The 12,803-nt window shown below is 70.7% G+C and carries 11 protein-coding genes and 1 pseudogene; 5 read left to right on the forward strand and 7 right to left on the reverse strand.

Annotated elements, in window-relative coordinates:
* The first annotated feature begins 72 nt into the window (after window positions 1–72).
* Both VGJ24_RS19505 and VGJ24_RS19510 read left to right on the forward strand, forming a co-directional pair.
* Window positions 73–834 carry a HipA family kinase gene (locus tag VGJ24_RS19505; protein ID WP_331502313.1) on the forward strand — a complete coding sequence of 254 codons (762 nt, stop codon included), beginning with the start codon at window positions 73–75 and terminating at the stop codon, window positions 832–834.
* Window positions 831–1,211, forward strand: coding sequence for a DUF3037 domain-containing protein (locus VGJ24_RS19510; protein WP_331502314.1), 381 nt, complete (start codon window positions 831–833; stop codon window positions 1,209–1,211). The genes VGJ24_RS19505 and VGJ24_RS19510 overlap by 4 nt, the downstream gene beginning before the upstream one ends.
* 183 nt (window positions 1,212–1,394) lie before the next feature.
* On the opposite strand, the gene VGJ24_RS19515 is transcribed toward VGJ24_RS19510, so the two are convergent.
* The 4 genes from VGJ24_RS19515 to VGJ24_RS19530 all read right to left on the reverse strand — a co-directional run bounded on the left by VGJ24_RS19515 (window position 1,395) and on the right by VGJ24_RS19530 (window position 5,911).
* Window positions 1,395–2,138, reverse strand: a complete 744-nt coding sequence (locus VGJ24_RS19515) for a sirohydrochlorin chelatase (protein ID WP_331502315.1) — start codon at window positions 2,136–2,138, stop codon at window positions 1,395–1,397.
* Between the two features lie 79 nt (window positions 2,139–2,217).
* Window positions 2,218–2,964 carry a phosphoadenylyl-sulfate reductase gene (locus VGJ24_RS19520; protein WP_331502316.1) on the reverse strand — a complete coding sequence of 249 codons (747 nt, stop codon included), beginning with the start codon at window positions 2,962–2,964 and terminating at the stop codon, window positions 2,218–2,220.
* Window positions 2,965–3,130: 166 nt separating this feature from the next.
* Window positions 3,131–4,864, reverse strand: coding sequence for a nitrite/sulfite reductase (locus tag VGJ24_RS19525; RefSeq protein ID WP_331502317.1), 1,734 nt, complete (start codon window positions 4,862–4,864; stop codon window positions 3,131–3,133).
* A 267-nt stretch (window positions 4,865–5,131) separates the two neighbouring features.
* A complete protein-coding gene (locus VGJ24_RS19530; RefSeq protein WP_331502318.1) occupies window positions 5,132–5,911 on the reverse strand; it encodes an isocitrate lyase/phosphoenolpyruvate mutase family protein in 780 nt (259 codons plus the stop codon).
* Between the two features lie 78 nt (window positions 5,912–5,989).
* On the opposite strand from VGJ24_RS19530, the gene VGJ24_RS19535 reads away from it, so the two are divergent.
* The gene (locus VGJ24_RS19535; protein WP_331502319.1) at window positions 5,990–7,438 is read left to right on the forward strand and encodes a glycine hydroxymethyltransferase; all 1,449 of its coding nucleotides are present in this window, start codon (window positions 5,990–5,992) and stop codon (window positions 7,436–7,438) included.
* Window positions 7,439–7,545: 107 nt separating this feature from the next.
* On the opposite strand, the gene VGJ24_RS19540 is transcribed toward VGJ24_RS19535, so the two are convergent.
* Window positions 7,546–9,204 (reverse strand): acyl-CoA dehydrogenase family protein, encoded by a 1,659-nt coding sequence (locus VGJ24_RS19540; RefSeq protein ID WP_331502320.1) that lies wholly within the window; start codon window positions 9,202–9,204, stop codon window positions 7,546–7,548.
* Between the two features lie 18 nt (window positions 9,205–9,222).
* Here VGJ24_RS19540 and VGJ24_RS19545 point away from each other — a divergent pair, with 18 nt between their 5' ends.
* Both VGJ24_RS19545 and VGJ24_RS19550 read left to right on the forward strand, forming a co-directional pair.
* Window positions 9,223–10,224, forward strand: coding sequence for a YihY/virulence factor BrkB family protein (locus VGJ24_RS19545; RefSeq protein ID WP_331502321.1), 1,002 nt, complete (start codon window positions 9,223–9,225; stop codon window positions 10,222–10,224).
* Between the two features lie 9 nt (window positions 10,225–10,233).
* On the forward strand, window positions 10,234–11,325 hold the full coding sequence (locus tag VGJ24_RS19550) for a potassium channel family protein (RefSeq protein WP_331502322.1): 1,092 nt from the start codon (window positions 10,234–10,236) through the stop codon (window positions 11,323–11,325).
* Between the two features lie 775 nt (window positions 11,326–12,100).
* On the opposite strand, the gene VGJ24_RS19555 is transcribed toward VGJ24_RS19550, so the two are convergent.
* Together VGJ24_RS19555 and VGJ24_RS19560 are read right to left on the reverse strand one after the other, a co-directional pair.
* The gene (locus tag VGJ24_RS19555; RefSeq protein WP_331502323.1) at window positions 12,101–12,577 is read right to left on the reverse strand and encodes a DUF421 domain-containing protein; all 477 of its coding nucleotides are present in this window, start codon (window positions 12,575–12,577) and stop codon (window positions 12,101–12,103) included.
* A 27-nt stretch (window positions 12,578–12,604) separates the two neighbouring features.
* A pseudogene (locus VGJ24_RS19560) lies at window positions 12,605–12,803 on the reverse strand (hypothetical protein); the annotation flags it as partial.

Consider the following 12,803-nt stretch of genomic DNA (forward strand, 5'->3'; position numbering starts at 1 on the left):
CCTGCAGTGGCCACCTGCCGACTTCGACGTCGAGGCGCAGCGTCGCCGACTGCTCGAGGAGAGCCCGGTCACGTGATCGAGACCGTTCGGGTGACGCACTACGTCACACCGCTCCGCGAGGGAGGCAGCCTGCCGGGACTCGTCGAGGGCGACGACCTCGGCACCTACGTCTGCAAGTTCCGGGGTGCCGGCCAGGGGGTGCGGGTGCTGGTGGCCGAGGTGATCGTCAGCGCACTCGCCTCCCGGCTCGGGCTGCGCACGCCCGATCTGGTCGCGCTCGACCTCGATCCGGAGATCGCCCGCTACGAGGCTGACGAGGAGGTGCAGGACCTGCTCAACGCGAGCCCCGGACTCAATCTCGGCATCGACTTCCTGCCCGGTGCGTTCGGCTACGAGGGGGAGGCCGGCACGCCACCCGACGTCGCCGCCAAGATCCTGTGGCTCGACGCGTTCATCGCGAACGTCGACCGCACCTGGCGCAACCCGAACCTCCTCCTCTGGCACGGCGACGTCTGGGTGATCGACCACGGCGCGTCGCTGTACTTCCACCACGCCTGGCCGGGCGGCGTCACCGATCCCGCCAGGTTCGCCGCCCAGCCGTGGGACATCGGAGACCATGTGTTCGCCCGGATTGTCGAGCGGCTGCCGGCCGTCGACGCGGCGGTCGACCTGACCGAGGCCGATCTCACGGCGTGCGTGGCCGACGTGCCCGACGTCTGGCTCGAGCCGGTGCCCGGCGCCGAGACGCCCGACGCGCTGCGCACGGCGTACGTCTCGTTCCTGTCCGCCCGCCTCGCCACGCGCGCCTGGCTCCCGGGAGCGTCGGCCGCATGACCGCGATGCCCTACCAGTACGTCGTGCTCCGCTGCGTGCCGCGGGTCGACCGCGAGGAGTTCGTCAACGTCGGCGTCGTCGTCTACTGCGAGGAGGCGTCGTACCTCCAGGCGGCATGGATCGTCGACCGTGAGCGACTCGTGGCGTTGGCATCCGGGCTCGACGTCGACGCGGTCTGCGAGGGCTTGGAGTTCGTTCGCGGCGTGTGCGCCGGGGACGAGTCGGTCGGGGCGGTGGCCCGCCAGCCCACGGGTCAGCGGTTCGGGTTCCTCAAGGCGCCACGCAGCACGGTGCTCCAGCCGGGGCCGGTGCACGGTGGAGTGACCACCGACCCGGCCCGCCAGCTGGAGCACCTGCTGGAGAAGTTCGTCGGTTAACGCTGACCCGTCAGAAGCGTGCAGCCTCAGAGCGCTGACCCGTCAGAAGTTCACGCCGTACGACGCCGACCCGGCAGAAACGTGCGTTCGATTCTGCCGGGTCGCGGCTTTCTGGTGCTCTTTTCTGACGGGTCAGCGCATGTGGCCGCTTCTTTCTGACGGGTCAGCGGAGCGGACCTAGACCTAGACCGGCACGAGCTCGACCGCGCCGACGGCGTAGCGGGCGAGGATCGTGCGGGCCACTGCTTCGTGTACGCCGAGCGGCTCGCCGACGGCGACGGCACCGGCCTCGAGCGCGAGCTCCTTGGCCCGGTCGGGCAGGAAGCCCGGGGCCAGGAACAGCGAGGCGACCGCGATGTGCCGGCGACCCTCCTTGCGGAACGCGCGCACGGCCTCACCGGTGGCCGGGGGAGCGGCCGAGGCGAACGCCGCGGTGACCGGCAGCTTGTGGTGGGTGCCCCAGAGCCGGGCCAGCCGCGCCACGGCCTGGTTGGCCAGCGGATCGCTCGAACCGGCCGCGGCCAGCACCAGCGCGTCGAGCTCGCGCACGCGCAACGCCTTGAGCGCCTCGCGCATCCGGACGTCGAGCACCTCGAGGAAGCAGGTCTCGAGCCCGAGGATCGAGGTCGCGCGGACCTGGACGTGATCGTGGCGGGCGTCCGCCTCGGCCACGGCGGCCGGGACGTCGACCTTGGCGTGGAAGGCATCGGTCAGCAGCAGGGGGACGACCACGACCTCCTCGAACTTCGCGCGCGCGAGCTTGTCCACGACCGTGTTCAACGACGGCTTGGACAGGTCGAGGAACCCGGTCTCGATCCTCAGGTCGGGGCGCAGCACGCGGACCTCGTCCACGAGCGCCTTGATGGTCGCGGCGGACCGCGGGTCACGGCTTCCGTGAGCCAGGGCCACCAGTGCAGGAGCAGTCATCAGCGCGGCCTCCTCTCGTTGTCTCTCATCTCTGGTGTGGCGTCATCGACGACGTTGTCGATCGGGATCGGGTGGTGGGTCATGAGTGGATCCCGCACTCGGTCTTGTGCGTGCCGGCCCACCGCCCGCTGCGCGGGTCCTCGCCGGGAGCGACGCGGCGTGTGCACGGGGCGCAGCCGATGGACGGGTAGCCGTCGTAGACCAATGGGTTGACCAGGACGCCGTGCTCGGCGGCGTACCTCTCGACGTCGGCGTCGGTCCACCGCGCGAGCGGGGACACCTTGACCTTCGACTTCTTGGCGTCCCAGCCGACCACCGGGGCGATGATCCGGTTGTGGGTCTCCGCGCGACGCAGGCCGGTGGCCCAGGCGTCGTAGTCCTGGAGCGCCTCGTTGAGGGGCTGCACCTTGCGTAGCGCGCAGCACAGGTCGGGGTCGCGACGGAACAGCTCGGGCCCGTACGCCGCATCCTGGTCAGCGACCGACTGGACCGGGGTGATCGGGATCAGGGTCACGTCCATCGTGGCGCCCACGGCGTCGGCAGTGCCCACCGTCTCGGCGAAGTGGTACCCGGTGTCCAGGAAGACCACGTCGATGCCCGGCGCGACGCGCGAGGCGATGTCGGCCAGGACGGCGTCGGCCATCGACGAGGTGATGCAGAAGCGGTCGCCGAACGTCGCGACGGCCCACTCGATGATGTGCTCGGGCGGGGCGAGCTCGAGCTCGGCGCCGACGTGCGAGACCAGCTCCCGCAGCTCCTCGGGGCTCCGGCCGGCGGTGTGGGTGCCGCGGAAGGCCCGCGCCCGGCTCGTGGTGAGGGCGGTCATCGGCTCACCCCTGAGGGTCGGACGAGCCCGAGCAGCTTCAGCGAGAACGCGCGCAGGCAGGCCCGGCACTCCCATTCACCTGGGGCAGAGCCACCGTGCGGGTCCTCGTGCGGCCGGAGGTCCTCGTTGCCGCAGTAGGGGCAGTGGAACGGAACCGCGCGCTCCGTCATGAGGCGGCCTCCAGCCCGGGGCTGACCAGCGTCTTCTCGCCCCGGAGGAGCTCCTCGTCGGCCCGGGCGACCCAGGTCGCGAACGACTCGTCGCTCTTCCGGTCGACCAGGAAGTTCGACACCACGGTCGTCACGTAGTCGTCGAGCCCGGCGCTGGTCACCTTGTGCGTCCGGAGCTTGCGGCCGAAGTTCGCCTGCAACCCCGTGGCGCCGCCCAGGTGCACCTGGAACCCCTCGACCTGGCGGTCGCCGTCCATCACCAGCTGGCCCTTCAGCCCGATGTCGGCGACCTGCGTGCGGGCGCACGCGTTCGGGCAGCCGTTGACGTTGACGGTGATCGGGACCTCGATGTCGGGGAACCGGCGCTCGAGCTCGGCGACCAGGTCGCGGGCGCGGTTCTTGGTGTCGACGATCGCCAGCTTGCAGAACTCGATGCCCGTGCAGGCCATGGTGTTCTGCCGCCAGGCCGACGGGCGTGCCGAGAGGCCGATCGCGTCGAGGTCGTCGAGCAGGTCGTCGAGGAGGGCCGGCTCGACGCCCACCAGCACGATCTTCTGGTACGGCGTGAGGCGCGCGCCGGCGACGGCGTACCGCTCCATCAGGTCGGCAAGCCGAACGAGCAGCGAACCCGAGACCCGGCCGACGGTCGGTGCGATCCCGACGTACACCTTGCCGTCGTGCTGTGGGTGGACCCCGACGTGGTCGCGGTGCCCGGCCGGCGACGACGGCGACTCGCAGGAGACCAGTGGACGCCCGAGGTACTCGTTCTCGAGCACCTCGCGGAACTTCTCGATACCCCAGTCGGCCACCAGGAACTTCAGCCTTGCCCGCGAGCGCAGGCGCCGGTAGCCGTAGTCACGGAAGATCGATGCGACGCCTTCCCAGACTTCGGCGACCTCCTCGAGCGGGATCCAGACGCCGGCCCTCTGCGCCAGCATCGGGTTGGTCGAGAGGCCGCCGCCGACCCAGAGGTCGAAGCCGGGTCCGTGCTCGGGGTGCACGGTCCCGACGAAGGCGATGTCGTTGACCTCGGGCGCGACGTCGTGGCTCGGGTGCCCGGTGACGGCGGTCTTGAACTTGCGCGGCAGGTTCGAATACGCCGGGTTGCCCAGCGCGCGGGCGGCGATCTCCTCCAGCGCGCTGGAGCCGTCGATGATCTCGTCGGCCGCGATCCCCGCGACGGGGGAGCCGAGGAAGGGTCGCGGCGAGTCGCCGCAGGCCTCGACGCTGGAGAGCCCGGCATCGTCGAGGCGCTGCCAGATCTCGGGCACGTCCTCGATCCGGATCCAGTGGTACTGGACGTTCTCGCGGTCGGTGACGTCGGCGGTGTCGCGGGCGAAGTCGACGCCGATCGAACCCAGCGCCCGCACGGTGTCGTGGCTCAGCAGCTTGCCGTCGGAGCGGACCCGGAGCATGAAGTACTCGTCGTCCAGCTCCTCCTCCTCGAGCATCGCGGTCTTGCCGCCGTCGAAGCCGGGCGCGCGCTGGGTGTACAGGCCCATCCATCGGAAGCGGCCGCGCAGATCGGCCGGGTCGATCGAGGCGAAGCCGCGCTTGGAGTAGACGTGCAGGATCCGGTCGCGGACGTGGAGCGGGTCGTCGTCCTTCTTGGACTGCTCGTTCTTGTTGAGCGGCTCGGTGTAGCCGAGTGCCCACTGGCCCTCGCCGCGCTTGGGGCGCGGGATCGAGGTCAGGGTGGCCGGAGACGGCTGGAAGCGTAGGTCAGGCATGAGGTGGTCGGTCCTTGGCTGGTCCGGAGCTGAGGGCCGGCGCGACGGTGGGCGCGGCGTTGTCAGCGGAGGGGGGCGGTGGTCAGCGAGGCCAACAGATCATGCTGCGCGTACGACCGAGGTCCACGTGGCGACGTACCACGAGGTGCATCTCGTACGCGACGGTGATCATGGAACGAGTCTCAGGGAGTGGACGGCGGTTCCACAAACCGGAATCTCGAGGAGTGAGACACCAGATCACGATGTGAGACGCGGTGACGCCGAATGTCAGGCACCGTCGGCGTACGCCGTGAGGTCGGCCTGCAGATCGTGGTAGGGCACGGACGCGGGGAGCGTCGAGCCGTCGCGCACCGCGGCGGCCGCCTCGACAGCCACGGCCAGGGCGGCGCGGTAGGGCAGCGAGCCGGTGCTGACGCGGCGTACGCCGAGCGCGGCGAGGTCGGCGAGGGATCGTCCGGGCACGGGCAGCAGGTTGACCGGCACCGACAGCGCAGCCGTGATCGCCAAGATCGCGTCCGGCTCGGCGAGACCCGGCACGAAGATCCCGTTCGCCCCTGCCGCGACGTACGCCGTCGCCCGGGCAAGCGTCGCCTCCACGGTCTCGTCCTGGTGGAACCAGTAGGTGTCGACGCGGGCGTTCACGAAGACCTCCGGCGCCGCCTCCTTCACCGCCGCGACCTTGTCGGCGAGGACGCTCGGGTCGACCAGGCGCCCGGCGGCGCTGTCCTCGAGATTCACCCCGGCGACCCCCAGGGTCCCCAGCTCGGAGACCAGCGCCGCCACCCCGCCCGGGTCGTCGGCGTAGCCGTCCTCGCAGTCCACGCTGACCGGGACCGGGAGTCGCGCGAGGTCGCGCGCCAGCGCCAGGTTCGCCCCGCGAGTCGCCCGGCCACCGTCGGGGACGCCGTGGCTCGCGGCCACGCCGAGACTGGTGGTCCCGATCGCCGGGTAGCCCGCGGCCACGAAGGCGAGAGCCGAGGCGACGTCCCAGGCGTTGGGCAGAAGCAGGGGGAGCGGGCCGCCGTGCAGGTCGGCGAACTCGGTCATGTCTCCACCATCTCACCCCACGGGAGCTTCGGCCGGCACCGAAGCGCACGGCCGGTCGGCATGACTACATTGAGCCGCATGAGCGACGAGACCCTGGCCAAGACCGCCTCGACCGCGTACGACGCGGCCCTCGAGGTGATCGCGACCGTCGAGCCACGGATCGCCGAGGCCACCCGTCAGGAGCTCGCGGACCAGCGCGCGTCCCTGAAGCTGATCGCCAGCGAGAACTACGCGTCCCCGGCCGTGCTGCTCACGATGGGCACCTGGCTCTCCGACAAGTACGCCGAGGGCACGATCGGGCACCGTTTCTACGCCGGGTGCCAGAACGTCGACACCGTCGAGTCGGTCGCGGCCGAGCATGCGCGCGAGCTGTTCGGCGCGCCGTACGCGTATGTCCAGCCGCACTCCGGCATCGACGCCAACCTGGTCGCCTACTGGTCGATCCTGGCCCACCGCATCGAGACCCCGGGACTGGAGAAGCTCGGCGCGAAGAACGTCAACGAGCTCAGCGAGGCCGACTGGGAGACGCTGCGGCACGAGTTCGGCAACCAGCGGCTGCTGGGCATGTCGCTCGACGCGGGCGGTCACCTCACGCACGGCTTCCGGCCGAACATCAGCGGCAAGATGTTCCACCAGCAGCAGTACGGCACCGACCCGGAGACCCAGCTGCTCGACTACGACGCGGTACGGGCGAAGGCGAAGGAGTTCCGGCCGCTCGTGCTCGTGGCGGGCTATTCGGCGTACCCGCGCCGGGTGAACTTCGCGAAGATGCGCGAGATCGCCGACGAGGTCGGCGCGACCCTGATGGTCGACATGGCTCACTTCGCCGGACTCGTTGCCGGGAAGGTGTTCACCGGTGACGAGGACCCCGTCCCGCACGCCCACGTCACCACCACGACGACCCACAAGTCGCTGCGCGGTCCCCGCGGCGGGCTGGTGCTCGCGCAGGAGGAGTTCGCGGCCGACGTCGACCGCGGCTGCCCGATGGTTCTCGGCGGCCCGCTGTCGCACATCATGGCCGCGAAGGCGGTCGCGCTGGCCGAGGCCCGGCAGCCGTCGTTCCATGCCTACGCCCAGGCCATCGCCGACAACGCCAAGTCCCTCGCCGAGGGTTTCCTGAAGCGAGGCGCGAAGCTCGTCACCGGAGGCACGGACAACCACATCGTGCTGCTCGACGTCACGGGGTTCGGCCTGACCGGCCGCCAGGCCGAGTCGGCGCTGCTCGACTCCGGCGTCGTCACCAACCGCAACTCCGTCCCGGCCGACCCGAACGGCGCCTGGTACACCTCCGGCGTCCGCCTCGGGACGCCGGCGCTCACCACCCGCGGCTTCGGGGCCGACGAGTTCGACAAGGTCGCCGAGCTGATGGTCGAGGTGCTGTCGAACACCCAGCCCGGTACGACGAAGGCGGGCGGGCCGTCGAAGGCGACGTACCAGCTCGCCGACGGCGTGGCCGACCGGGTCAAGGCGTCGAGCGCCGAGATGCTCGACGCCCACCCGCTCTATCCGGGGCTCGATCTCGCGTAGGCGGAGGGGACGCAGTCCCCACCGCCGTACGCGAGGGAGCGACGCAGCGAGCTTGCTCGCAAGGCGGCCTGACGCTCTGCGAGCTCGCTCGCAAGGCGGCCTGACGTTCACCCGACCGTGGGTGTCGCCCGGTCCACGATCGTGCGCAGTTCGGAGACTCCCGAGGTCAGCGCACCGTAGGTGCCGTCGTACGACGTGCCGAGCCGCGATCCGCAGAACGCGTCCGCCACCTCGGCCGGGGCGAACCGCACCAGCAGGGCCCCCTGCAGGCAGGCCGCCATCCGCCCGGCCAGCCGTCGGGCGCCGACCTCGGCGGCGCCGGTGTCGCCGAGCAGGGCAAGGGTGTCGTCGACGGCGTGGTCCAGCCGCCCATCCCCGCCCCGAGCGTGGCCGACCTCCGTGATCCAGGCGCTGAGCACCTCCGGCTCGCGGCCGAGCGCACGCAGGACGTCGAGCGCGTTGACGTTGCCAGAGCCCTCCCAGACCGAGTTCAGCGGCGCTTCGCGGTAGCGCAGCGGCAGCCCGGACTCCTCGACGTACCCGTTGCCACCGAGACACTCCAGCGCCTCGGCCACGAAGCCGGGCGTGCGCTTGCAGACCCAGAACTTCGCCAGCGGGAGCGCGATCCGGCGCAGCGCCGACTCGTGGGGGTCGTCGGCGGCATCGACCGCCGCGGCCAGCCGGACCGCCAGTGCGGTGGCGGCCTCGACTTCGACCTGGAGGTCGGCGACCACGTTCTGCATCAGTGGCTTGTCGGCGAGCACCCCACCGAACGCCGAACGGTGCGCGACGTGCCAGGCCGCCTCGTTCAGGGTGTGCCGCAGCAGGGCCGTTGAGCCGAGGACGCAGTCGAGACGCGTCGCGGCCACCATCTCGATGATCGTGCGGACCCCGCGTCCCTCGTCGCCGAGCCGCATCCCGAGCGTGCCGTCGAGCTCGAGCTCCGCCGACGCGTTGGCGCGGTTGCCGAGCTTGTCCTTCAGCCGGGCGATGTCGATCGGGTTGCGGGTGCCGTCCGGCAGCGCCCGCGGTACGACGAAGCAGGTCAGGCCGCCGGGCGCCTGCGCCAGCACCAGGAAGACGTCGTTCATCGGGGCGGAGGTGAACCACTTGTGGCCGTGCAGCGTGTACTCACCCTCGGCCGAGATCGGCCGGGCCTCGGTGACGTTGGCGCGGACGTCGGAGCCGCCCTGCTTCTCGGTCATGCCCATCCCGGCCAGCGCGCCGCGCTTGTCTGCCACCGGCCGGATCCCCGGGTCGTACGTCGTCGCCGTCAGCGCCGGCGTCCACTCCTTGGCCAGTGCCGAGTAGGCGGGGTCCGCCCGCAGCGCCGGGATCGCGGCGTACGTCATCGAGATCGGGCAGCCGTGCGCCGGGTCGGTGTGCGACCACGCCATGAACCCCGCGGCCCGGCGTACGTGCGCGGTCGTGGAGCCGTCCGCCTGCTGCTCCCAGGGCGCGGCCTGGAGCCCGTACCCGACGGCCCGCTCCATCAGCCAGTGCCACGAGGGATGGAACGCGACCTCGTCGACCCGGTTTCCGTAGCGGTCGTACGTCGTGAGCTCCGGCTCGTGCCGGTTGGCGAGCCGGCCGTGCTCGCGGGCCTCGGCCGTCCCGGCCTGTGCGCCGAGGGCCATCAGATCGTCCACGACCGCATTGCCGGCATGCCGGGTGACGGCCTCGACCAGCGCGGCGTCGGACGTGACCACGTTGTGACCGGCGAGCGGCGGGGGTTGGTTCGCGGCTGCCCGGATGCGGGTAGGCATGTGGATACCGTAGACACCATGCCGGGTCCCGAGCCGCCGCGGCCCGCGGACGCCGCGGGCCGCTCCGGCTTCGGGTGGCCCTTGTGGGTGATCCACGCCCGAGAGATCGGCTGGCGCCTCGTGGTCTCGACCGTCGGCTCGTCGATGCGCCACCGGGTGACCGGCTTGGCGGCCGAGGCGGCGTTCTTCACCGTGTTGTCGGTGCCGCCCCTGATCTTCGCGCTCGCCGGTGCCATCGGCTACGTCACCCAGTCTTTCAGTCCCGACCAGGTCGAGCACGTCCGCACCGCGATCCTCGATCTGGCCTCCCGCTTCCTGACCGACTCAGCGGTCGACAACGTCATCCGGCCGACGATCAACGACGTACTGCGCGGCGGACGCTTCGACGTGATCTCGGTCGGTTTCGTACTGGCGCTGTGGTCGGGGTCGCGTGCGATGCACGTCTTCGTCGAGACGATCACGATCATGCACGGGCTCGGCGGGCACCGGGGGATCGTGAAGACGCGGGCGCTGTCCTTCAGCCTCTACCTGCTGGCGATCGTCACCGGGGTGATCGCCCTCCCGCTGGCGGTGGCCGGGCCGCGCCTGATCCATCAGTGGCTGCCGAACCGGGCCGACTTCCTGGTCAGCTTCTACTGGCCGGCCGTGCTGATCGCCTCCATCTTCTTCCTGGCCACGCTGTACCACGTCTCGATCCCGGTCCGGACCCGGTGGCGGGTCAACCTGCCGGGCGCGGCGTTCGCCCTCGGAGTCTGGTTGCTCGGGAGCTTCCTACTGCGTGAGTTCCTCACCGTCACCGCCGCGGACTCCAGGTCGATCTACGGCCCACTCGCCGCGCCGATCGCCGTCCTGTTGTGGCTCTACATCCTCTCGATCGCCGTCCTCGTGGGCGCCGCGCTGAACGCGGCGTGCGACACCGTCTTCCCCGAGCAGCGCACCACACAGGCCCGGTCGGAGCTCGGCCGACGGCCTCCGCACCCGCGGTCCGGCGACGACGGGCCGGGTGGGTCCGTGGACTAGATTCGGCGCGTGCCGCCCGAAGAGGACCAATCGAGCCACGGGCATGTGATCCTGCCGGAGCCGACGCGGTCGCCGTGGTGGTCACTCGGTCGCCGGCTCCTGATCGGCGTCGGCATCATCGCGTTCACGGTGCTCCTGGTCTGGATCGATCGCGGCGGTTACCGCGACAACAACGACCCACCCGGGTACCACATCGACCTCATCGACGCGCTCTACTACACGACCGTCACCCTGAGCACGACCGGGTACGGCGACATCGCACCGGTGGCGCCGCACACCCGGCTCATCAACGCCTTCATCATCACGCCGCTGCGCATCGCGTTCCTGGTGCTGCTGATCGGCACCACGCTCGAGGTGCTGGCGACCCAGGGCCGCCGGATGTTCCGCATCGCACGCTGGAGGAGTCACATGACCGAACACGTGGTGATCGTCGGATACGGCACCAAGGGCCGCAGCGCTGTCGACACGCTCGTCAACAACGGCATCCAGCGCCAGTCGATCGTAGTGGTCGACAAGGGCGGCGCCGCGGTGTCCGACGCCCACGCCGACGGGCTCGCCGTGGTCACCGGCGACGCGACGCGCAGCGGGGTCCTGCAGCGCGCCGGTATCGAACAGGCGAGCCAGGTGATCATCACCACCGACCGCGACGACTCCAACGTGCTGTCGACACTGACCGTCCGGCAACTGAACCCGAACGCCTACATCGTCGCCTCGGTCCGCGAGCACGAGAACGCCTCACTGATGCGGCAGTCCGGGGCGAACTCCGTCATCACCTCGTCGGACGCCGTCGGCCGGTTGCTGGGTCTGTCGTCGCTCTCGCCCACCCTGGGCACGGTGATGGAAGACCTGTTGACGTACGGCGAGGGGCTCGAGGTCGCCGAGCGCGACCTGCTGGTCGCGGAGGTCGGTCAGCAGCCGCAGTCGCTGCCGGACCAGGTGATCGCGGTCGTCCGCGACGAGAACGTCTACCGCTACTTCGACCCGACCGTCACCCAGCTGGCCCGCGGCGACCGGCTGATCGTCGTACGACCCGCGCGGGAGCTGCCTTGGGCACCACGTCCCGGCACGCACGGCGAGGAGACCGACTCCGAGGACGCCTGAGCCGGGTCCGGACCTGCGAACGCGCCTCGCTCGGCCCGAGTGGCGAGGCGCGTTCCCCGGCACGGGGGTCCGGGACGGACGCCTGCGTCGAGAAGACGTGCCCGGCGGCCGCAACCGCAGTCAAGGGGGCGTGCAGAGGGTTGTCATCACCCTTCTGAGTGAGTACGGCGCGCCTGGCCCCGCGGCGCGCGGGAGTACCCCCGGCGCCGCGAGGCAGCACCCTCGCATGGGTTTCGGGCGCCAATGCCTAGACCTGGCTTTACCGGACTCGTGACGCGATGCGGGCCCGATCAGGGCGCTTCGGCACGATTTCTTGTCCGAATGCGCGTCACGACCACGAAATCCCCCCGTCTGTCTGAACGGGGGACCAATCTGCTCGCTCCGGCCTTGCGGTCGGTACTGCGGGCACGAGTGCACCCCCGACGAACTGGCCCGGGAGCGTGTGCCCGGGCCGGAGGGTGGCTCGATTCCCCGTATCGGGCCACTGAGGGGTGGCCGTTCAGCACCGGGGAGTCCTGGCGGCCACTCCTCACCTCATGGGTTCGCGGCCGGCCCTCTCGTAGCCAGACTTGCCCCGCGTCGTTGGACAGATGTGTGCGCCCCACGGCGTCATGGGGCTGCCGCGGGGCGCACGCCCCTCGCCCTAGATTCGAGGAGCACCACCAGCGTAACGGTGCCGCACGCCGGCGCCACACACGATGCGGTGACCGCCGTGATGACCTTCGTGAGCCCACCGAGCTGGCTGGGACGCCGGGGTGCCTCCTTGAGCGTGCGGTCAGGAGGAGATGCCGGTCTCGGGTGCGCCCTCGGGTTCGTTGTGGGTGAAGAAGGAGACCTTGCCGTCGGCCTCGAGGACCGCGAGCTCCACGTCGGCGATGCTGCGGATGCCCTGCTGGCGAGCGGTCGCCAGGAGATCGGCCGTGGAGAGTCGCTGCTGTCGCGTGGGTGTCGGCAGGATCTCGCCGTCACGGACGATGACCAGCGGTTTGCCGTTGATCACGGGTCGCGTGCGCGGGAAGCGCCACTGGGTCCAGTTCAGGACGACGGTGAGCACGGCGAAGACGGAGATGGCCAGGACGCCGGAGGTGACGGAGTAGTCCTGCTGGGTCACGGCCTGCTGGATCAGGTCCCCCATGGTGACGTAGAGCAGCAGCTCGAACGTGCTGAGCTCACCCAGGGTCGAGCGGCCGACAGCCCGCGTGACGGCCCACAGGAACAGGAACATCACGACGGCGCGAATCACGATCTCCACAGGTCACACTCCTTCGGGTGATGGGGGTCACGGCGCCAGGCGCGTGCGGTAGTCGATCCACACCGCGGGTCTGCCCTGCTCGAGCAGGGCGACCCTGGCCGACTTGCCCTGCTGGCTCGCGGGCTGGATGTAGGCGTCGTAGTAGACGACGAAGGTGTCGCCCGGTGGTGCCTCGAAGGTCAGGTACAGGGTGGTTCCGTCCCGCGTCTCGTCGGACGGGTTGGGG

Origin of the sequence: Nocardioides sp. (genome assembly GCF_036493135.1) — a bacterium.
In the GTDB taxonomy this organism is placed as follows: Bacteria; Actinomycetota; Actinomycetes; order Propionibacteriales; family Nocardioidaceae; genus Nocardioides.

What these genes read in the sequence shown, in the direction of transcription:
- VGJ24_RS19535 (WP_331502319.1), top strand. Translation starts at nt 5,990, where the DNA reads ATGAGCGACGAGACCCTGGCCAAGACCGCCTCGACCGCGTACGACGCG.
- VGJ24_RS19515 (WP_331502315.1), bottom strand. Translation starts at nt 2,138, where the DNA reads ATGACTGCTCCTGCACTGGTGGCCCTGGCTCACGGAAGCCGTGACCCG.
- VGJ24_RS19510 (WP_331502314.1), top strand. Translation starts at nt 831, where the DNA reads ATGACCGCGATGCCCTACCAGTACGTCGTGCTCCGCTGCGTGCCGCGG.
- VGJ24_RS19545 (WP_331502321.1), top strand. Translation starts at nt 9,223, where the DNA reads ATGCCGGGTCCCGAGCCGCCGCGGCCCGCGGACGCCGCGGGCCGCTCC.
- VGJ24_RS19525 (WP_331502317.1), bottom strand. Translation starts at nt 4,864, where the DNA reads ATGCCTGACCTACGCTTCCAGCCGTCTCCGGCCACCCTGACCTCGATC.
- VGJ24_RS19540 (WP_331502320.1), bottom strand. Translation starts at nt 9,204, where the DNA reads ATGCCTACCCGCATCCGGGCAGCCGCGAACCAACCCCCGCCGCTCGCC.
- VGJ24_RS19530 (WP_331502318.1), bottom strand. Translation starts at nt 5,911, where the DNA reads ATGACCGAGTTCGCCGACCTGCACGGCGGCCCGCTCCCCCTGCTTCTG.
- VGJ24_RS19520 (WP_331502316.1), bottom strand. Translation starts at nt 2,964, where the DNA reads ATGACCGCCCTCACCACGAGCCGGGCGCGGGCCTTCCGCGGCACCCAC.